We start from the raw sequence: 18,996 nt of genomic DNA on the forward strand, positions 1-18,996 counted from the left end.
ACTGTGGTCGGTCACGAGGCCACGCGCCGGTCCGCGACGGTCACCAGCCGGGCGGGCCCGCGCAGCAGTGCGGGCACCTGGTGCGGGGTCGTGGGCGGGCCGAAACGCAGCCCCTGGGCGCCGTCCACACCTGTCCCGGCCAGGCGGGCCTGGACGCCCTCGTCGTCCACGCCGTACACGGTCAGGGTGAGACCGAGCGCGTGCGCGACCCGGGCCATCCCGGACAGCAGGTCACGGTCGGCGTCGGGGCCGGTGGCCGGGGACCGCAGCACGCTCGCCGGCGACCGCAGGCCGTGCAGCGGAAGCTCCCGCAGGTACGGCAGGCTGCTGGACCCGGTGCCGAAGTCGTCCAGCTGAAGCCGGACACCGAGCGCCGCCAGCGCGGTCAGCACGGTGTGGCTGTGCTCGCCGGCCGGTACGGCGTCGAGCCCCGACAGGTGCAGGTGCAGCCGCCGGGGTGGCAGGCCGCTGCCGGCCAGCGCCTCCCGCACCAGGTCAACGATGTCCGGGTAGCCGATCTGGTGCACCGGCAGCTCCAGGCCGATGAACGGGCCCTGGCGGCCCCCGTCCCAGCTCATCGCCTGCCGGCAGGCCTGCGCGAGGAAGCTGCGGGCGAGCCGGGTCGTGGTGTCGCGGTCGCCGGTGAGCTGCCCGATCCGGGTCAGATCGAGGATGCCCAGGTGCGGGTGCCGCCAGGTCATCCGCGCGTGCAGCCCGGCGACGCGCCCGCTGCCCAGCTGCACCATCGGCTGGTACGACGGCGGCCCGGTGACGAGCCCGGAGACCCCGGTGTCGGCGCGGGCCGGGCCCGGACCGGCGGGCTGCGGGTCGTACGCGGCCCAGCCGGTGGTGCCGGCCCGGGCCTGGCGCAGGGCGATCTCGGCGTCGACCAGGACTCGGGTGACGTCGAGCCCCGCGGTCGGCACGTCGACGACCCCGACCGCGGCGTGCAGGGGGGCGGTCAGCCCGGTGCCGGGCAGCGAGGCCGGCCCGGCCAGCTCCCGGGTCAGCCGCTCGGCCAGCTCGGCGAGATGGGCGAGGCCGCCGCTGTCGTGGACCAGCAGCACGAACGTGTGCGCACTGTGCCGGGCCAGTAGATAGTCCGGGTGCCGGGCGACGCGCTGCAGGCGGCGGGCCACCTCGGTGAGCACGTGATCGCCGGCGTCGGCCCCGAACTGCTCGCCGACCGCGGCCAGCCCGCCCAGGTCGATGAGGCAGAGGCCGACGTGCCGGTCGGGGTCGTCACCGTTGGCGGACTGCCGCAGGCGCTGCACGAGACACGCCTTGTTGGCCAGGCCGGTCACCGGGTCGTAGTAGGCGAGCCGGTGGTAGCGGGCCTCGCTGTGCTGCAGGGCCGACTGGAACTCGCGGGCGGCGCGCTGGGTGGCCCGGTGCAGCGACTCCTGCTGGGCCAGCGTGCGGGCCTGCAGCGCGGCGGCGAATCCGGCGGCGAACGTACCGGCGACCTGGCGGGCCGGGGCCCGCACGGTGTCGCCGTCGCTGAGGTGGTCGAGCAGCAGGGTCATGCTGGCCGGCAGCGCCTCGGGCCGGCTGACCCCGAGGGCGACGACCTCCACGCCGACCTGGTAGGCCGCGTCGAGATCCGGCGGGCTCGCCTGGGTGGCGGCCCGCAGACAATCCGCGTACGCCTCGAGCGTGCGCGTCGCGGCGTCCTCGGCGATCGGCAGGTAGACCCCCGCGGCCGCCGCCGCGGCGAACCACATGTCGCCCAGGCTCTGGCCGCGGGTGCCGGGGACCGGCTGCCGCGCCGGCTCCAGCGGTCCGGCGGCGGCCGGCAGCGGAGCGAGGGTACGGCGAGCGCTGAGCACAGTGCGCGCGGCCTGATCGAGGGCGGCATCCGTGTACTGCACCGCGGTCTCGAGCGCGGCCGCGACAATGCCGTCGGCGCGGTGGCGGGCGTCCTCGATCAGCCGGTCAGCGGGCGCGTCAGCCGCGGTGGGCTCGTCCTCCTCGGGCACCGGGTCGTAGCCGCACTCGGTGAGGATCTGGTTGAGCGCGGCGATCATCATCGCGTGGGTCAGGCCACCCTCGTCCGGCGGGAACGGATCGTCGTGCGGCGTCATGACCGGCCTCCCTCGGACTCAGGCTTGGACACGGGCTCGGGCTCGGGCTCGGACACGGGCTCGGGCGAGGAGCCGGCCTGCGGCTCGGCGCCGGGCTCAGCCGTCCGCCCGCGCTGCGATGGTGCCGCCTGCCACATGGCCACCGCCTGCTTACGACCCAGTTTCAGCGCCGTGCGGACCGCCTCCGGCGTCTTGCCCACCTGCCGGGCGATCTCGGTCGGCGTCAGCCCCTCGGCCGACAGCTCCAACGCCTCGCGCCGGGCCGGCGGCAGCTGGGCCAGCACCCCCTCGAACCACTCCTGCAGCTCGTAGGCCACCAGCTCGGGGTCGGCCCGGCCGGTGCCCAGCTCGCCGACGTCGGCGACCAGCACCTCGACGTCGCCCCGCCCGGCGCTGCGTCGCTGTCGGAGCCAGTGTGACCGGGCCGCGGTGCGCACCCAGGCGACCGGGTGGGTCAGCTCCGACCAGCGACGCAGCGCCTCCCGGATCGCCTCGGCAACGGCGTCCTGGGCCTCCCAGCGGTCAGCGCCCTCCCGCAGCAGGCTGCGCACGAGGCCCGCCCAGTAGCGCCGGAAGAACTCCTCGATCTCCTCGGCGGGTGGCGCATGGGGAACAGGCGGTGGCGCCTTCGCACGCTCCACGTCGGGTGTGTCGTGCGTGCCGTGCGCGTCGGGCACCGATGTCTCCGTTCGCCGTTGAACTCCCACCTAGTTAGGTCCGTGGGAGCCGGTCGGCGTGACATCGACGATCAAGATTCTTTTCAGCGGCGGGCGAGGGCCTCCCGCATCGCGAGGCAGAGCCGTACGGTGCCGGCCAGGTCGGCCCGCCCGTCGGCCGCGGCGGCCACCACCCCGAGCCGGTACGTGACCCGTTCGCGCGCGGTCATGGTTCCCCACCGCCAGTCCGCGCGCAGCATCCGGGCGAAGTGGTCGGTGCCGCGCCGCTCGGCCCGTTCGACCAGCGCGTCACCCTGCACGACCCAGCCCAGGCAGGCGTCGGCGAGGTCGCCGGGCGGGTCACCGCCGCACAGCGACCGCCAGGTCTCCAGGTACGCCTGCTCGGCGGCCAGCAGCAGCGGTGCCGGTATGGAGCGCACGCACCAGCAGGTCGGGAAGCCGATCCGCAGGTACGCGAGCTCGTTGATCCCGGCTCCGGCGGCAGCGCCCTCGAGGTCGATGAAGCGGATGCCGCCGGCGGTCGTGATCTCGTTGCCGGGGCAGGGATCGCCGTGCAGCAGCGCCGCGGTTCCGGCCGCCCGCAGGCGCTCGAGCAGGGCATCCAGCTCGTCGTCGGCGCCCGCCGGGACGGTCACGCCCAGCGCGCGGGCCAGGTCGAGGAACGCCCGGACGTCGCGCGGGGCGGGCCCGGTGTCGGCGGGCAGCTCACCGGGGCTGAGGGCGTGCAGGCGGGCCAGTGCGGTGGCGTACCGGATCGCCCAGGGCTCGCCGTCGGGCACTTCGGTGAGCTGCTCGAGCACCAGCACCCGCCGCTGCGGGTCGGCGGCGAGCACCTCGGGCACGACGGCCGGGCGGGCGGCCCCGGCCAGGCGCAGGGCGGTCAGCTCCCGGTCGAAGCGGCGGGCCGCGTCGGCGCCTCCGACGATCTGCTTGACCACTGCGGGCGTACCGGCGAACTCAGCGCGCCAGACCCGCGACCGCGGGCTGCTGGCGATGGTCCGCACCCGGCGCGGCCGGCCCAGCCGGTCCCGCAGCGCGGGCCCGAGCGGCAGGGCCCGCCGGAAGATCACTCGGCGATCATCCGGATGATCGCGTTGCCCCCGAGCATGAGCACGTCGGCGCCGGCCACCAGGGCCATGGCCAGGTGCATCCGGCGGCTGGTCAGCTCGGGGTCGGCGCCGGTCAGCCCGAGCCCGGCGATGACCAGGGCGAGCAGCACCAGCGGAATGCCGAAGATCAGCAGCACGCCGACCGAGCCGGGGGTCCGGCCCTGCACGACGAGCAGCGTGAGCATCACCGCCGGCCCGATGCCGAAGAAGAGCACGGCCAGCCCGCCGTACCACCGCAGCGACCGCGTCGCGTCCGTCACCATGCACCTCCGATGCGGGGCTCATGGTATCGAGTGCCGATCATCGTCCCGGCCGCCACCACGGCCGGCGCCGGCGGCGGGTCAGTGGGTGCGGGTGCGGAACATCGACCGGTAGGCCTGCGGGGTCGTGTCCAGCCGGTGTCCGAAGTGGTGCCGCAGCGTCGCGGCGCTGCCGAAGCCGGCCCGCACGGCGATCGTGTCGATGCCCAGGTCGGACTCCTCCAGCAGGCGGCGGGCCAGCAGCACGCGCTGGCCGGTGAGCCAGTCGTGGGGGGTCGCGCCGGTCTCGGCCCGGAACTTGCGGGCGAAGGTGCGCGGCGCCATGTGCGCCAGCGCGGCCAGGGTGTCCACCGTGTGCGGTTGGTCCAGGGTCTCCAGCACGTGGGTGAGCAGCGGCTGCAGCGTCTCGCACTCGATCGGCTGCACCGGCGTCTCGATGAACTGGGCCTGGCCGCCGTCGCGGTGCGGCGGCACGACCATCCGGCGGGCGAGCTGGGTGGCCACCGCCGAGCCCTGCTCCTCGCGGATCAGGTGCAGTCCGCAGTCGACCGCCGAGGCCGTGCCGGCGCTGGTGATCACGTTGCCGTCGGCCACGTAGAGCACGTCCGGGTCGACCTTGGCCCGCGGGAAGCGGGCGGCCAGGGCGTCGGCGTGGCGCCAGTGGGTGGTGCAGCGGCGGTCGTCGAGCAGCCCGGCCGCACCGAGCGCGAACGCGCCGGTGCAGACGCTCATCACCCAGGCGCCGCGGGCGTGGGCGCGGCGCAGGGCGTCTAGGACGGCCGCCGGCGGTTCCGTGACGCCGTTGCCGGGCACGACCGCGACCAGGTCGGCCCGGTCGGTCGGGCCGAGGTCGTGGGCGGGCGAGATGGAGAAGCCGGCATGGGTACGGACCGGAGCGCCGTCGACACTGCAGACGGCGAACTCGTAGCTCGGCAGTCCCTCGGCGGTGCGGTCGTAGCCGAAGAGCTCACAGAGCACGCCGAGCTCGAAGACGGCCACGTCGGGAAGGGCGATCACGGCGACACTGCGCAACATGCGGACAGCCTACGGCGCACTGGCAGGATTTTGAAGATGTATGGCATCTCTGCCACTGTCCGGGGCTTCGGCGCCGGTCCATGCTGGTAACAAGCAACCCGGTGCGCACCGGCAGACGAACCGCCGGAATAAGGGTGTGAACATCATGGGAATCGCCGTCCTCCTCTTCTTCATCGCCATCGCCATCGCCTCGGGTGCCGGGCTGACCTTCGACAGCCGGGACAGCGGCGACTGGAAGCCCACCGCCGACGGCGTGCGTACGCCGGACAGATTTTGACCTCGGGTGAGCACGGCACCGGCCCGTCCCGCGGATGAGTGCGGGACAGGCCGGTGCCGTTCTGGTGCTCGGCGACTACTTCTTCTTGACTGCGCCCTGCTCGTCGGCAGCGCCGGCCTCGTCCGCGGCCTCGTCCCCGGCACCGGCCTCGTCCCCGGCACCGGCTTCCTCGCCGGCGCCGGCGTCACCGGCGGCCTCGCCCGCGGCGGCCTTGGCGGCGGAGAGGTCCAGGCAGGCGACCAGCAGGCCGGCGCGCGCGTCCGTGACAGCGGCGTCGAGCTCCTCGGCACCGGCAGCGCCCTCTTCAGCGGCGCCTTCCTCGGCAGCGGCACCCTTCTTCTTGCCCGCGGCCTTCTTGCCCGCGGCCTTGTCGGCGCCCATGCGCTTGGCGTACTTCTTGGCCACGGCCTTCTTGGCCTTCTTGGACATCTTCGCGGGAGCGGCCTCGTCACCGGCGGCGCCCTCTTCCGCGCCTTCCTCGGCGGCGCCGGCGGCTTCGGAATCCGCGGCGGCCTGATCGATCGCGAACTGATCGCATGCGGCCTCGAGCGCCTGCGCCGATGCGGCGGCCGCCTCGGCGGCACCGATCTCCTGCTCCGGCGCCAATGGTTCACCGTCACAGACAACGGCGCCCGCGTTGATTTCCAATTTCTCGCAGCCCGCGATGTCGAAGTTCTGGCCGTCGACCACCACGATCTCCGACGCCTGCGCCTGCTCACCCGCCGAGGCGAGCTGCAGACCGGAGACACCGCCCACCACCAGCACACCAGCGATGACCGCGCCGCCGATCGCCTTACGGTTGACCCCGGTCCGGCCGGTCCCGATGCGTCGTCGCTGTCGCAGTCTCATCACCACTCCTCGTCGTCGGACATCAATGTCGTTCCGGCAGCAAGTACGCGACCGAACAGCGATCGGGTTCAGATCTTCGGCGAATTCAACCGGTTCAAAATATCGGTGACTTTTTTCGGCACATCGTGCGCGCGCGTCCGGCGTCACACCCGCGGTACGCCCATCCGCGGTTAACCGGCCCCGCGAACGGTGAATGCTGGGGGCATGGCGACGAAGAAGACCGTGTTCGTACTGTTCGGGGCCACCGGTGACCTGGCGAAGCGGATGGTGCTGCCCGCCTTCTACACCCTGGCCATCGAGGGTCTGCTGCCCGCCGACTGGGTGCTGGTGGGCAACGGGCGCGGCGACGTCGCCCACGAGGACTTCCGCAAGCACGTGCACGACGTGCTGGCCGAGTTCGGACCGCACCCGGACAAGGGCCCGTGGCGCGAGTTCGAGCAGCGGCTGCTGTTCGCCGGCGGCGGCTTCAGCACCGACTCCCCCGGCAGCCTGCTCGACGTGATCGACGGCGCCCGCAAGAAGCTGGGCCCCCAGGCGGAGCTCGTGCACTACCTGGCCGTGCCGCCGCAGACCTTTGCCGAGCTGACCCGGGCGCTCGGCCGGCACGGCCTGGCCAAGGGGGCGCGGGTGGTCTTCGAGAAGCCGTTCGGCACGTCACCCCGCAATTTCCGGTCGCTCAACCGGATCGTGCACAGCGTGCTGGACGAGTCGCAGGTCTACCGGATCGATCACTTCCTGGGCAAGGAAGCCACGCAGAACCTGCACGTGCTGCGCTTCGCCAACGAGCTGTTCGCGGCGATGTGGAACCGCGAGCACATCGAGAGCGTGCAGATCGACGTGCCCGAGGATCTCGGGATCGACGACCGGGCCGGCTTCTACGACGCGACCGGCGCGGTGCTCGACATGCTCGTCACCCATCTGTTCCAGGTCGCCGCCGAGGTTGCCATGGAGCCGCCGGCCAGTCTCGGCCCGGCCGACCTGCAGTCCGCCCGGGAACGGGTGATCCGCTCGTTCCGGCCGCTGGACCCGGCAGAGGTGGTGCTGGGCCAGTTCGACGGCTACCGCGCCGTCAAGGGCATCGACCCCAAGTCGAAGACGGACACCTTCGTCGCCGCGAAGCTGTGGATCGACAACGCACGCTGGAAGGGCGTGCCGTTCCTGCTGCGCACCGGCAAGCGGATGGCCGCCAGCGAGCAGCGCGTCACCATCGTGCTGCGGACCCCGGACCGGCCGCTCGCGGGGCTGCCGGCCCAGGCGAACGCGCTGACCTTCTCGCTGTCCGGCGACGGGCAGATCGAGCTGCGGCTGCTGGCCAAGAAGCCGGGCGTCGAGCTGCAGGTCGAGTCGGCGACGATCAAGCTGCCGCTGGCCGAGCTGCCGGACGCCGAGCCGCTGCCGCCGTACGTGCGGCTGATCCACGACGTGCTGCTCGGGGACCGGTCGCTGTTCACCCGCCCGGACGGACTGTCGGCGGCGTGGCGCGCGGTGCAGCCGATCCTGGACGCGCCACCCCGGCTGGCGAAGTACCCGCAGGGCTCGTGGGGCCCGGCGGCGGCCAAGAAGCTGGCGGCGCCGTACCGGTGGCTGTCAGGCCAGTGAGGCCGCCGAGCGGATGCCGAGCGCCACGAGGATCACGCCGCCGACCCGGTTGATCACCCGCCGGTCCCGGTCGGTGCGCAGCAGGCGGGCTGATCGGAGCGACCACGGCGAGAAAGCCGAGCACCGCGGCGAGGTAGCGAGCTGCCCGGCGAGCCAGGCTATCGTGGTCGAGCCGGCCCTCGTCGGCCGCCCGGAATGCTGCAGTCGCACAGCAGAAAGGCCGCTCCGGCCACGTCGTGCCGGCTGTTGATCGGGGCGGTGCCGCCCTCGGCGATCCCCAGCAGACCCTTGCGGTACGCGTCGCGCACGTCATGGTTGCCGGGGCAGACCAACACCGGCAGGGGCGAGGCGAACAGCTCGGCGGCGAGCCGGTACTCGTCCTCGCGCCGCCGCTTCCCGGGAGGTGATCAGATGCGGGCGGACAGTGTGGCCGGGGTGCCGCTAGAGTCCTGCGGCGGCGGGCCGTAGCGCAGAGGTCGTCGCGCCGCACTGCACATGCGGAGGACGCCGGTTCGATTCCGGCCGGTCCGCCACCTCCGGCGGGGGTGTCCGGTGACGGGAGGGGTCGGGGTGGAGCGGCGACGGGAACGCCTGCGGTACCGGCGTGAGCTGAACCTGTGCGCGCCGCCCGCGATGATCGCCGCGGCCACCGAGCGGCGGCTCGCCGGCGACTGGCGGGGAGCCTGCGCGGCCGCGCTCGTCGAGGTGGATCTCGACCTGCGGGCGGTGGCGTCGTCCTACGGCGCCGCGCACGCCGAGCGGATCGAGGCCGAGCTGACCGGTTTCGCGCCCGACCTGCTGCGCCGGTTCCTGCCCCGCTCGGAGGGCCGGCTGGTGCCCCGGGCCACGGTGGTGCTGTCCCGCTCCGACGAGCCGTGCCGCGGGGCCCGGGAAGGCAACCGCAAGCACGGCCCGGTGCTGGTCGCCACCCATCCGCGCAGCTGGGAGGTCGTCCGGCAGGCCGTCACGCTGCGGGTGGTGCACAAGTTGCCCGCCCACTTCCACGACCTGCCGGAATGGACGTGGCGCGCCGATGCCGTGGCCGACCGGCGCTGGGTGTACGGCGCCGGCCCGGACCGGCTGCCGTGGCATTTCACCGACGGGTCCCCGTACCCCCAGGGCACCGTGACGCCCCCGGAGCAGGCGGCGGACCGCACCGGTGAGCTCGAGCGGATCGCCGCGGCGCTGGCCGCCCGGCGACCGGTCGAGGCCTTCGAGGTGGCGGGCTTCGACGTCGACCGGGCCCCGGCCCGGCCCTACGGCCCCGCACTCCCCCAGCTGCTGGCCCGGATGGGCCGGGCCCTGCCGGTGGCCCGCGCCGAGCTGCTCCGGCTCGCCCGCCGGTACGAGCAGGAGCACTTCCGGGCGCAGTACGGCCTGGTCGACGTCTCGCGGTTCACCGTGCGCCGGCAGGACTACTCCCGCGCCGCCTCCGGTCCGTGGCTGTTCGAGGTGCCGGCCCCGGCCGAGGTGAGCCTGCTGCGCTTCGGTGACATCGGCCCGGACGAGCTGCATCCGCTGGTGCACGAGGCGCTGTTCCCGGACCGCGTTCAGCAGTGGCGGGCCCAGGTGCCGCACGTGCCGGAGCTGATCCAAGTCCGTTGCGGCACCGAGTGGCACACGGTCGTCGCCACCGGCGGGCACCTGCGCACCCCGCACCACGGCGACGCCGACGCGGGTGGGCCGATGAGCGGCTGCGCGGCCGCGGTGCGGGGCTGGCGCACCGGCGTCCGGCCGATGCCCAAGGACGTTCGCAAGGACCGGCAGGCGCTGTTCGCCCTGGCCCTGCACGGCGACACCGACGGGCTGCTCGCGCGGCTGGCGGACGGTCTCGACCCGGGCCTGCGCAGCCCGGGCGGCGGCACCCTGCTGCACTGGCTCGCCCACCTGGACCACGATCGGCTGCTGCCGGTGCTGCTGGGCACGGGGCTGTCGCTCGAGGACCGCGACCACGAAGGGCGTACGGCTCTGCACGCCGCGGCCGAGTCGTCCGCCGGGGCCACGATGGCGGCCCTGATCGCGGCGGGCGCCGACCCGGAGGCCCGCGACCAGCGTGGGCGCACTCCGGCGCGGGTGCTGGCCGAGGTACGCGGCGCATAGCGGCGGTTGGTTATGCTTCCGCGCGGCGAGGCCGTAGCGCAGAGGTCGACGCACCCGCCTCTCAAGCGGGGGGACGCCGGTTCGATTCCGGCCGGTCTCGCCCCCGGGCCGGAGGAGGGCGCAGTGTCGGTCGACCGTACGGAGCTGGCCGTGTGCCTTTCCGTGCTCGCGCGACTCGACGACCCCGGCCTGGACGACGCCACCCGGCTGACGCTGGAACGAGCCGTGACCTCGGCCGCCCGTGACGTGAAGCGCCGCGCCAAGGTGCGCCGCGACGGGGAGACCCGGGCCGCGGACCGGGCCGTGCTGGCCGCGGCCACCCGCTTCCACACCGAGATCCCGCCGGAGCTGCCCGGTCCTTCCCCGGCCGCGCCCATACCGGCGGGCACGCTGCGGCGCGAGCGCCGGTGCTACGTGTGCAAGACGGCGTACCGGGAGGTCGACGCCGACTATCACCTGCTCTGCCCGCCCTGCGCGGAGGAGAACAGGGTGCGCCGGCACGCCCGGTGCGACCTGTCCGGGCGTACGGCTGTCGTCACCGGCGGGCGGGTGAAGATCGGCTTCCACACCGCGCTGAAGCTGCTGCGCGACGGCGCCGAGGTCATCGTCACGACCCGCTTCCCCCGCGACGCCGCCCGCCGGTACGCGGCCGTGCCCGACTTCGCCGCCTGGGGGCACCGGCTGTCCGTGCACGAGCTGGACCTGCTGGACCTGCACGCCACCCTGGAGTTCGTCGCGCTGGCCGGGCGGCGCTTCGCCGGATTGGACATCCTGGTCAACAACGCGGCGCAGACGCTGTACCGGCCCGAGGCGTACCACCGTGAGGTGCGCGAGGCCGAGACCGCGGCACTGTCCGGACCGGCCGCCCGCATCGCGATCACCGCCGGCGACCCGGGCGTGCCGGTGACCACCGGCGACCCGTTGTTCCCGGCCGGGCACCGCGACGAGACGGGCCAGCAGCTGGACCTGCGCGCGGTCAATTCGTGGGTGCTGCGCGACGGCGACGTCAGCCCGCACGAGTGGCTCCAGGTGCACGTCGTGAACGCGTTCGCGCCGTTCCTGCTGACCTCGCGCCTGCGCCCGCTGCTGGCCGCCGCCCGGCACCCGCAGCGGCACGTCGTGCAGGTGTCGGCGATGGAGGGCAGCTTCTCGCGGCGGGGCAAGACCGTGCGGCACCCGCACACCAACATGGCCAAGGCGTCGCTGAACATGCTGGTCCGCACGGTGGCCGCGGACTACGCGCGGGACGGCATCCACATGAACAGCGTGGACACCGGCTGGGTCACCGACGAGCGCCCGCACCCGGCCAAGGCGGCCGTACGGGAGGCCGGCTTCCGGCCGCCGCTCGACGTCGTGGACGGCGCCGCCCGGGTCTACGACCCGATCGTGCGCGGGCTGCGCGGTGCGCCGGTGAGCGGCCTGTTCCTCAAGGACTACCGGAGTGTGCCCTGGTGAGCGACGCGACCCCGGTGCGCTGCCCGGCCATCACCGACCCCGGCGCCGGTCTGGCCGAACCCGGCGACTTCACTGCCCTGCTCGCCCGGCTGGCCGACGCCGGGGCGGTCGCGCAGGCCGAGGAGTTCCCGCGCGGGACGGTCCAGCCCGACGGCCGGCTCGACCTCTGCAAGCAGGGCCTCGGCCCCGAGCAGGCGGCCCGGGTCGTCGCGGCGGCTGTCGGCTCGCCGCTGGTGCGTCACCTGCTGCTCGGCACCAACGGCCTGGGTGCCGACGGCGCCCGCGCGGTCGCCGGCGCGCTGCGACCCGGCCACCACGTCGAGACGCTCTACCTCGGGTGCAACCGGATCGACCCGGACGGCGTGGACGCGATCGCCACGCGGCTGGCTCAGGACGACACCGTGCGGGCACTCTGGCTCAAACGCAACCCGGTCGGCGACGACGGCGTGGCCCGGCTGGCCGCCGCGCTGGCCACCAACCGGGCGATCCGTACGCTCGACCTGGTCAACGTCGGCATGACCGGGCACGGCCTGCGGACGCTGGCCACCGCGCTCGCCGCCCGCCCGGCCCGGTTGCAGCGGCTCTACCTCGGCGGCAACGGCTTCGGGCCGGACGTCGTGCCGGTGCTGGGCACGCTCATCCACGAGGCCGGGGTGCACGAGATCTACCTGGCCGCGAACCACCTCGGTGACGCCGGGGCGGCGGCGCTGGCCGGGCTCGCGGACGGGGTGGCGCTGACCCTCGGGCTGGGCGGCAACGGCCTGAGCCCGGCCGGGGCCGTGGCGCTGGCCCGGCACCTGAGCGCGTGGACGGCGCTGGACCTGGCCCGGCCGCCGTCGGAGCGGTCCCTGGGCGCGCACGGCAACGTGGTCGGCGACGAGGGCGCGTACGCGCTGGCCGACGCCCTCGGCGGGGCCCGGCTGCAGCGGCTGGACCTGCGGCGGACGGAGATCGGCGGACGCGGGGCCCGGCGGCTGGTGGCGGCGGTGCAGGGGCATCCGACGCTGGCGTACCTCGGACTCAACGGCGGGGTGCCGCGCCGGCAACGGCGCAGGGCCGCGGAGCTGCTGGCGGGGCAGCCGGCACCGGTGCCGCACGCCGATGTCCGGGCGATCGCGAGCGTCTACCGATAGCCCGGGGTGGATGGAATAACCGGCGTCCTCCTGCGTTCTACCACCTGGATCCACTTGGAGGACTGAGATATGAAGACCGGAATCCACCCCGCGTACGGTTACGTCGTCTACCGCGACCGCAGCGCCGACTACTCGTTCCTGACCCGGTCCACGGCGACCAGTGACAAGACGGTCGAGTGGAGCGACGGGCAGACCTACCCGGTGCTCGACGTCGACATCTCCAGCGGCAGCCACCCGTTCTGGACCGGCAAGCAGCGTCTGCTCGACACCGCCGGCCGGGTCGAGAAGTTCCGCGCCAAGTACGCCCGCGCCCGCGGCGGAAAGTAGACCGTCACCGCGCAGCCGGCGGCACCCCTCACCGGGTGGCCGCCGGTTTCGTGTCTCCGGCCGCGTACGCCTGCCTGATCTCGGCCAGCTGCCGCTGCTCGGCCGCGTAGTCGCGCGGCCGGGGCTCGTCCGGGTTGGGGTCGAGGATCACCTCGCTCGCGCCCAGCCCGGCCAGCGCGTGCACGTCCCCGACGACCTGCTCCAGCGTGCCGACCCCGGCCGGGCGCTCCGGGCCGGCCGGCTCGGCCTGCAGCCGCGCCTTCACCCGCACGACCAGTTCCGGCACCGGCCTGTCCTGCTCGGCCGCCTCCTGACGCAACGCCGGCAGCCCCTTGTCCCGCAGCCAGTCCAGGTCGGGGTTGATGGGATGCCAGGCGCTCCCCGAGCGGACCGCGCGCCGGATGGCCCGGCGTGACGCTCCGCCGACCCAGACCGGCACCCGGCCCTCCGGCGGTCGCGGGCCCGTCCGCACGCCCTGATATCCGGGCCCGTCGACCCGGTCCGCGGCCCACGCCCCCGTGATGATCTCCAGGTATTCGTCCGTGACCGGGCCACGCCGGGCGTGGTCGGCGCCCAGCGCGGCGAACTCGGTGGCCGACCAGCCGGCCCCGACGCCGAGCACGAACCGGCCGCCGCTCATCAGGTGCAGCATCGCGCTCATCCGGGCGGTGTGCAGCGGGTGCCGGTACGGCAGCAGCACCACCGAGGTGCCCAGCCGCACGGTCGAGGTCTGCCCGGCCAGCCAGGCGAGCAGCACGAACGGGTCGTGGAACGGCTCGGGATAGATCGCGGCGACCTCCGGGGTGAGCACGACGTGGTCGGAGACCACCAGGGTGTCGAAGCCGCCGTCCTCGGCGAAGCGGGCCCAGCCGAGCAGCGCGTCGTAGCTGGACCCGGGCCCGAAGTTGGGCACGTTCACGCCGAGCCGGATCATCGGGCGACCGCCTGCTCGTAGCGGCGGAAGGGGGCGGCGGCGTCGGCGTCGGTGTGCCCGGGGCGGGCGATGCCGGGCAGGACCGCCGTGACGGCGTCGATGAGCCGGGCCGTGGTCGCCGCGTCGCCGTCGATCGCCGCCGGGACCAGGGACTTGTCCGCGGCGTACACGATCTCGCCGATCCCGGCCGCGGCGGCGACCAGCCGGCAGATGGCGCACGGCTCGCAGCTGGAGTAGACGACGGCGCCGGACAGGTCGGCCGAGCCGAGCCGCCGGGTGGCGTCGCGGACGGCGACGACCTCGCCGTGCCCGGACGGGTCGTGGTCGTCCACGACGGTGTTGGCGCCGCCGCCGAGCACGACGCCGTCGCGCACGACCAGCGCCGCGAAGGGCAGCCGGCCGGTGGCGGCCTGGTGCAGAGCCAGTTCGACGGTACGGGCCAGCGCCGCCCCCTCGTCGAGCGGGACGCCGATCAGCGCATTGACATCAACGGTGGTCATCCGATGAGACTAGAAGTTGACATCGGTGTGAGAGGCAAGGGAGTTGTGATGCGGATCGGTGAGCTGTCCGCCCGGACCGGCGCGAGCACGCGGTCGATCCGCTACTACGAGGAGCAGGGCCTGCTGACGTCGGTGCGCTCGGGCAGCGGTCAGCGCACGTACCCGGAGGCGGCGGTCGAGCGGGTGCTGCTGATCCGGCGGCTCTTCGACGCGGGCATCGGCAGCCGGACGATGTCCGACCTGCTGCCCTGCCTGAGCGACCCGGCGATCCGGACCCCCTGGCTCACCGACCGGCTGCGGGCCGAGCGGGAACGCATCGTCGCCGAGATCGCCGAGCTGACCGGGACCGTCGCCGCGCTCGACGCCGTCATCGGCGATCTGGCGATCCCGGGAACACCACCTCGGTGATCGTGGCCGTGCCGGTCGTCGCGCCCCGCTCGTGCATGGTGATCCGGTCGCCGGGCTCGAGATGATGCCAGCGGACGGCGGTCAGCGGGGCCAGCCGGACCGGACCGGCGCCGCCCGGTGGCAGCTCCTGGGCGTACTCGACCCAGATCAGCGCGACGGCCAGGTCGGGCGCGCCGGCCGGGGTGAGCAGACCGGTGTCCCACAGCGGCCGTACCGTCCCGGCGCCCGGGATCGGCGCACTGCGCGTGCCGGGGATCAGGTGCAGCTCGGCGCGGATGACGCCGTGCAGCACCTCGCGGCGCCGCCACGCGCACCACGCCGCGCTGCGCGCCAGGCCCATCCGGAAGGCGGCTTCCTCGAGGATCTGGAAGTACGACGTGGTGACCGGGTGGTCGTCGCCCCGGTCGAGCAGCACGTCCAGGGCGAGCTCCCACTCGTCGTGGGCCAGGTACTCGTCGACGTCGGCCCGGGGCAGCCCGGCGGGCAGCTCGCCCGCCGCCTGGCGCAGGAGTCCGGGCACATCCACGCCAGCGATTGTGCCCGGACCGCGATCGGGCCCGGCGACCGGACAACCGGGTGGTCCTCCGCACCCGTCTGAGAAGTGATGACCCGACGGAGGGCGGCACGATGCGGGACGGTTCTCGAGCGGAGTACGTCGACTACGTCACGGCGCGGTTACCCGCGCTGCGGCGGCTGGCGTTCCTGCTGGCGGGTGACGAGCACCGCGCTGACGACCTGGTGCAGCAGACCATCACCACGCTGTACGTGAAATGGCAGCGGGCGGCTACGGCCACGCACCTCGACGGGTACGTGCGCACCATGCTGGTCCGCACGTTCGTCGACGAGCGACGGCTGGCCTGGGCCCGGGTCCGGCTGCTGCGCGAGACACCGGAGCCGCTGCCGCCGGCCGACGGCGGCGGCATCGAGGACCGCCAGGTCGTCCGGGTCGCGCTGGGCCGGCTGCCGCGCCGGCAACAGGCCGTGCTGGTGCTGCGCTTCTTCTACGACCTGCCGGTCGACGAGGTGGCCGCGATCCTCGGCTGCTCGGCCGGCACGGTCAAGAGCCACACCTCCCGCGGCCTGACCACCCTGCGACGCCTGCTGGGCGAGCGGGAACTGACGGGCTTTTCCACCCAGGAACTGAGGAGCCGATGATGCCGTCCGATTTCGACCTGCTGCGGTCGCTCGATGACCAGCCCCGTACGCCGTCCACCGTGGACATCGGCCGGGCGATGGCTGACGGGCGCCGCCGGCACCGCACCCGCCGCGCGGCCGGCTACACCGGCGCCGCCGCGGTGACCGCACTCGCCGTGGCCGGCGCTTCGGTGGCGGCCGGATCGGTCGCCGAGCCCCGTCCGAAGGTCGCCGCTCCCCCGACCGCCTCGGTGAAACCGCCGCTCTACACGATCCCGGGCACCCCCGGCTGGACCGCGCCCGCCGCCACCCCGCCGGGCAGCTGCACGCTGGAACAACTGCCCGCGCCCGACAACGCACCGATGGCCCTGGTCTCCGGGGCCGATCCCAGCGGCCGGTACATCGTCGGCCGCTCGTACCCGAAGGCCGGTGGCTACCAGGCGGTCATCTGGCACGACGGCCAGGCGCGCAAGGTGCTGCTCCCGGGCGACCTGGAGGAGTCTCTGCGCGACGTCAACTCGGCCGGCACCGCGGTGGGCTGGAGCTACGCCGGCAGCAGCCCGGTGCCGTACGTCTACCGCGACGGCCAGGTGGCGAAACTGCCGGGCGTGCGGCGCGGCTCGGCGCTGGCCATCAACGAGGCCGGCGCGATCGTCGGCGACGACGACACCGGTAACGCCGCGCTGCTGTGGCGCTCGGCGACCGCCAAGGCGATCCGCCTGCCGGTGCCCGCCGGCACCTCCCGCGCCCAGGCCACCGACATCGACGAGGACGGTACCGCGGTCGGCACCCTGGACGACGAACGGCCGTACGTCTGGTTCCCGGACGGCACCCACCGCGAGCTGCCCATGCCGGCCATCGGCGGGAAGCCGGCCATCACGGCCCGGGCGTTCAGCATCCGCAACGGCTGGGCGACGGGGGTGGCCACCGACGGCTCCGGCCGCGACGGCAGCAAGCCCTCGCCCGGAACGGAGGGCAGCGACAAGAAGGCACCGGCGCGCATGACGGCCGTCCGCTGGAACGTCCGCACCGGCGAGGTCCGGCTGATCGACGGCCTGGAGATCGGCGCGAACACGGCGAACGCCCACGGCTGGCAGGTCGGCACCGACAAGCAGGGACGCGCGGTGCTGGTGGCCGGCGCGAAGACGGTGGTGCTGCCGGATCTGGCCGCGCACGAGCCGGGCGGGCTGGGCAACATCGCGACCACCTTGAGCGACGACGGCCGCACCATCGGCGGCCAGTCGGACGACGCATCCGGCACGATCCAGGCCGTGGTGTGGCGCTGCCACTGACGTGCGTTTGGGGCAGAGTGCTCGCATGACCGACGACGATCTCCTGGCCCACGCGCGGGGCATCATCGCGAGCAACCACTACCTCGTGCTCGGCACGACCGGGCCGGACGGGCATCCGTGGACCGCCCCGGTCTACTTCGCCCCGTCCGGCGACCGGGACTTCCTCTGGGTGTCCGAGCGGGACGCTGTCCACTCCGATCACCTGGCCGCGCATCCACGGGTGAGCATGGTCGTCTTCGATTCCACCGTGGCGCCGTATCACGGCCGGGCCGTCTATGCGGTCGGTGAGGCACGGGAGGTCTCCGGTGCGGACCTCGAGCAGGCGTTGCGCAGCTATCCCCGGGCCGACGGCGGTGGGGCCGCGCCGGTGACCCGGGAGGACGTGACCGGGTCGTCCTCGTACCGGCTCTACCGGGTGACGGTGTCGGACATGTGGGTGCTGTGCCCCCGGGAGCCGCGCGAGCCGTGCCCCCGGCACGGACTGGCCAAGGACCACCGGGCCCGGGTCACTGTGGGGTGAGCCGGCGGTCCGCCTCCGCGATCCGGGCCGTGGTGCGGTCCAGCAGGTCGAGCACCTCGGCCCGGGTGCGGTAGGGCCGGTCGTTCCAGGTCGTCAGGTCGCGGACGCGGGCGACACGCACCGGCGGCGAGGACAGCGGGCCGACCGGATCGGCGTCCGGGGTGCCGCCGCCGAGCAGAGTGCACCAGAGCGCGTCCACCGCCGGGTACGCGTGCTCGGGCCGGGGACTCTGCTGCCAGGCCGCGTGCATGACCGCGCCGACCAGGCAGGCCTCGACGACCCGGGTGCGGTCCAGCCGGCTCGGGAAGATCGACGACATGGTGCGCCGGCGTCCGGCGGGCGTCTCCATCACGTACCAGGTCTGCTGCGTCCAGCCCCGCGCGACCACGGCCCGGGCGGCCGTCAGCACGGCCAGGGCGTCCTGGTGACGCCGATGGCCGGGAGGCGCAGCGGGCCCGGGATCAGGCTCGGCGGGTGACTGCGGGGACAGAGCGCCGGCCGCGGCGCGGAGCCGCTCGACCAGGCCCCGCTGACGCCGGCGGGTGACCGCTTCGTTCATGTGTCCGCCTCCGGGTGCGAGCAGCGTGACCTCGGTCGATTCTCCCCCGCCGGGCCGCACCCGGGAAGATGACCTGTGTGCCATCCCGGGTGGCCGTGCTGCGAAGCTGACCTGTGTGACCGCCTTCTCGACGCCACCCACCATCGTCGCCGGCACCCTCGCCGCCGGCCCGCAACCCGTCCTGTCCGCCCCCGGTGACCTGCTGCTGCGGCCATGGGAGGCGACGGACGCCGAGGTCTTCCTGGACGCCTACAGCGATCCGGAGATCCGGCGCTGGCACACCCGCCGGCCTGCCTCGGCGGAGCAGGTCGGTGAGTGGTTCGACCAGTACCGGCGGGACTGGGCACAGGAGCGGGGCGGGCACTGGGCGGTGACCCGGGCCGGCGGTGCGGTGCTGGGGCGCATCGCGCTGCGCGGCTTCGACTTCGCCGACGGCATCGCTGTGTGCGCGTACTGGGTGCTGCCGGCCGCCCGGGGCGCCGGTGTGGCCTCGCGGGCGCTCACCACGGTGAGCGACTGGGCTCTCGGCCCGGCCGGGTTCCACCGCCTGGAGCTGGATCACTCGACCGGCAACCAGGCGTCGTGCCGGGTCGCCACCGGCTCCGGCTTCCGGCTGGAGGGCACCAGGCGCAGCGCCGCCGTGCACGCCGACGGCCGGCACGACATGCACTTGCACGCCCGCGTGCGGGGCGACTGACCGGGAACGGGAACTGCCCGGCGGATGGCGGTCCGCCGGGCAGCTCA

22 protein-coding genes and 2 tRNA genes are annotated in these 18,996 nt (G+C 74.2%); 13 read left to right on the forward strand and 11 right to left on the reverse strand.

What is annotated here, in order from left to right; genetic code table 11:
* Positions 1-11 precede the first annotated feature (11 nt).
* The 5 genes from ACWEOZ_RS04980 to ACWEOZ_RS05000 form a co-directional block, all read right to left on the reverse strand.
* On the reverse strand, positions 12-2,084 hold the full coding sequence (locus tag ACWEOZ_RS04980) for an EAL domain-containing protein (protein ID WP_451909455.1): 2,073 nt from the start codon (positions 2,082-2,084) through the stop codon (positions 12-14).
* Positions 2,081-2,761 carry an RNA polymerase sigma factor gene (locus tag ACWEOZ_RS04985; RefSeq protein WP_451909456.1) on the reverse strand — a complete coding sequence of 227 codons (681 nt, stop codon included), beginning with the start codon at positions 2,759-2,761 and terminating at the stop codon, positions 2,081-2,083. The genes ACWEOZ_RS04980 and ACWEOZ_RS04985 overlap by 4 nt, the downstream gene beginning before the upstream one ends.
* A gap of 83 nt (positions 2,762-2,844) precedes the next feature.
* Positions 2,845-3,831: a phosphotransferase gene (locus tag ACWEOZ_RS04990; RefSeq protein WP_451909457.1), complete on the reverse strand. Its 987-nt coding sequence runs from the start codon at positions 3,829-3,831 to the stop codon at positions 2,845-2,847.
* Positions 3,828-4,133 (reverse strand): hypothetical protein, encoded by a 306-nt coding sequence (locus ACWEOZ_RS04995; RefSeq protein WP_451909458.1) that lies wholly within the window; start codon positions 4,131-4,133, stop codon positions 3,828-3,830. Before ACWEOZ_RS04995 ends, ACWEOZ_RS04990 begins: the two co-directional genes overlap by 4 nt.
* Positions 4,134-4,211: 78 nt before the next feature.
* Positions 4,212-5,165, reverse strand: a complete 954-nt coding sequence (locus ACWEOZ_RS05000) for a GlxA family transcriptional regulator (protein WP_451909459.1) — start codon at positions 5,163-5,165, stop codon at positions 4,212-4,214.
* Between the two features lie 145 nt (positions 5,166-5,310).
* Between ACWEOZ_RS05000 and ACWEOZ_RS05005 the strand changes: the two genes are divergently transcribed.
* Positions 5,311-5,442: a hypothetical protein gene (locus ACWEOZ_RS05005; RefSeq protein ID WP_451909460.1), complete on the forward strand. Its 132-nt coding sequence runs from the start codon at positions 5,311-5,313 to the stop codon at positions 5,440-5,442.
* 75 nt (positions 5,443-5,517) lie between these two features.
* Here ACWEOZ_RS05005 and ACWEOZ_RS05010 read toward each other — a convergent pair whose 3' ends face one another.
* Positions 5,518-6,438, reverse strand: a complete 921-nt coding sequence (locus tag ACWEOZ_RS05010; protein WP_451909461.1) for a hypothetical protein — start codon at positions 6,436-6,438, stop codon at positions 5,518-5,520.
* 57 nt (positions 6,439-6,495) lie between these two features.
* On the opposite strand from ACWEOZ_RS05010, the gene zwf reads away from it, so the two are divergent.
* Positions 6,496-7,890 (forward strand): glucose-6-phosphate dehydrogenase, encoded by a 1,395-nt coding sequence (gene zwf, locus ACWEOZ_RS05015; protein ID WP_451909462.1) that lies wholly within the window; start codon positions 6,496-6,498, stop codon positions 7,888-7,890.
* On the opposite strand, the gene ACWEOZ_RS05020 is transcribed toward zwf, so the two are convergent.
* The gene (locus ACWEOZ_RS05020; RefSeq protein WP_451909463.1) at positions 7,879-8,100 is read right to left on the reverse strand and encodes a hypothetical protein; all 222 of its coding nucleotides are present in this window, start codon (positions 8,098-8,100) and stop codon (positions 7,879-7,881) included. The two genes, zwf and ACWEOZ_RS05020, sit on opposite strands and share 12 nt — an antisense overlap.
* A gap of 249 nt (positions 8,101-8,349) precedes the next feature.
* Between ACWEOZ_RS05020 and ACWEOZ_RS05025 the strand changes: the two genes are divergently transcribed.
* The 6 genes from ACWEOZ_RS05025 (at position 8,350) to ACWEOZ_RS05050 (ending at position 12,905) form a co-directional block, all read left to right on the forward strand.
* Positions 8,350-8,423: transfer RNA gene (locus ACWEOZ_RS05025), tRNA-Cys, on the forward strand.
* A gap of 37 nt (positions 8,424-8,460) precedes the next feature.
* On the forward strand, positions 8,461-9,990 hold the full coding sequence (locus ACWEOZ_RS05030; protein WP_451909464.1) for an ankyrin repeat domain-containing protein: 1,530 nt from the start codon (positions 8,461-8,463) through the stop codon (positions 9,988-9,990).
* Between the two features lie 27 nt (positions 9,991-10,017).
* Positions 10,018-10,090, forward strand: a tRNA-Glu gene (locus ACWEOZ_RS05035).
* Between the two features lie 23 nt (positions 10,091-10,113).
* Positions 10,114-11,445 (forward strand): SDR family NAD(P)-dependent oxidoreductase, encoded by a 1,332-nt coding sequence (locus ACWEOZ_RS05040; protein ID WP_451909465.1) that lies wholly within the window; start codon positions 10,114-10,116, stop codon positions 11,443-11,445.
* On the forward strand, positions 11,442-12,578 hold the full coding sequence (locus tag ACWEOZ_RS05045; protein WP_451909466.1) for a gala protein: 1,137 nt from the start codon (positions 11,442-11,444) through the stop codon (positions 12,576-12,578). Before ACWEOZ_RS05040 ends, ACWEOZ_RS05045 begins: the two co-directional genes overlap by 4 nt.
* 69 nt (positions 12,579-12,647) lie before the next feature.
* Positions 12,648-12,905 (forward strand): type B 50S ribosomal protein L31, encoded by a 258-nt coding sequence (locus ACWEOZ_RS05050; RefSeq protein ID WP_360542768.1) that lies wholly within the window; start codon positions 12,648-12,650, stop codon positions 12,903-12,905.
* Positions 12,906-12,933: 28 nt separating this feature from the next.
* On the opposite strand, the gene ACWEOZ_RS05055 is transcribed toward ACWEOZ_RS05050, so the two are convergent.
* Together ACWEOZ_RS05055 and ACWEOZ_RS05060 are read right to left on the reverse strand one after the other, a co-directional pair.
* Positions 12,934-13,839 carry a TIGR03619 family F420-dependent LLM class oxidoreductase gene (locus ACWEOZ_RS05055; protein ID WP_451909467.1) on the reverse strand — a complete coding sequence of 302 codons (906 nt, stop codon included), beginning with the start codon at positions 13,837-13,839 and terminating at the stop codon, positions 12,934-12,936.
* The gene (locus ACWEOZ_RS05060; protein ID WP_451909468.1) at positions 13,836-14,339 is read right to left on the reverse strand and encodes a nucleoside deaminase; all 504 of its coding nucleotides are present in this window, start codon (positions 14,337-14,339) and stop codon (positions 13,836-13,838) included. Before ACWEOZ_RS05060 ends, ACWEOZ_RS05055 begins: the two co-directional genes overlap by 4 nt.
* A 48-nt stretch (positions 14,340-14,387) precedes the next feature.
* Here ACWEOZ_RS05060 and ACWEOZ_RS05065 point away from each other — a divergent pair, with 48 nt between their 5' ends.
* Entirely contained in the window at positions 14,388-14,747 is a 360-nt protein-coding gene (locus ACWEOZ_RS05065; RefSeq protein ID WP_451909469.1) for a MerR family transcriptional regulator, read from the forward strand.
* On the opposite strand, the gene ACWEOZ_RS05070 is transcribed toward ACWEOZ_RS05065, so the two are convergent.
* Positions 14,707-15,273 (reverse strand): hypothetical protein, encoded by a 567-nt coding sequence (locus ACWEOZ_RS05070; protein WP_451909470.1) that lies wholly within the window; start codon positions 15,271-15,273, stop codon positions 14,707-14,709. The genes ACWEOZ_RS05065 and ACWEOZ_RS05070 overlap by 41 nt on opposite strands.
* A gap of 101 nt (positions 15,274-15,374) precedes the next feature.
* Here ACWEOZ_RS05070 and ACWEOZ_RS05075 point away from each other — a divergent pair, with 101 nt between their 5' ends.
* Genes ACWEOZ_RS05075 through ACWEOZ_RS05085 form a run of 3 tightly spaced genes read left to right on the forward strand, consistent with a single transcriptional unit; the run spans position 15,375 to position 17,693 of the window.
* Entirely contained in the window at positions 15,375-15,902 is a 528-nt protein-coding gene (locus tag ACWEOZ_RS05075) for a SigE family RNA polymerase sigma factor (protein WP_451909471.1), read from the forward strand.
* Positions 15,902-17,173 (forward strand): hypothetical protein, encoded by a 1,272-nt coding sequence (locus ACWEOZ_RS05080; RefSeq protein WP_451909472.1) that lies wholly within the window; start codon positions 15,902-15,904, stop codon positions 17,171-17,173. Before ACWEOZ_RS05075 ends, ACWEOZ_RS05080 begins: the two co-directional genes overlap by 1 nt.
* Before the next feature lie 25 nt (positions 17,174-17,198).
* Positions 17,199-17,693: a pyridoxamine 5'-phosphate oxidase family protein gene (locus tag ACWEOZ_RS05085; protein WP_451909473.1), complete on the forward strand. Its 495-nt coding sequence runs from the start codon at positions 17,199-17,201 to the stop codon at positions 17,691-17,693.
* On the opposite strand, the gene ACWEOZ_RS05090 is transcribed toward ACWEOZ_RS05085, so the two are convergent.
* On the reverse strand, positions 17,680-18,252 hold the full coding sequence (locus ACWEOZ_RS05090) for a DUF6197 family protein (RefSeq protein WP_451909474.1): 573 nt from the start codon (positions 18,250-18,252) through the stop codon (positions 17,680-17,682). The two genes, ACWEOZ_RS05085 and ACWEOZ_RS05090, sit on opposite strands and share 14 nt — an antisense overlap.
* Positions 18,253-18,367: 115 nt before the next feature.
* On the opposite strand from ACWEOZ_RS05090, the gene ACWEOZ_RS05095 reads away from it, so the two are divergent.
* A complete protein-coding gene (locus ACWEOZ_RS05095) occupies positions 18,368-18,949 on the forward strand; it encodes a GNAT family N-acetyltransferase (RefSeq protein ID WP_451909475.1) in 582 nt (193 codons plus the stop codon).
* The last annotated feature ends 47 nt before the right edge of the window (positions 18,950-18,996 follow it).

It is taken from the genome of Actinoplanes sp. NPDC004185 (assembly GCF_053603475.1).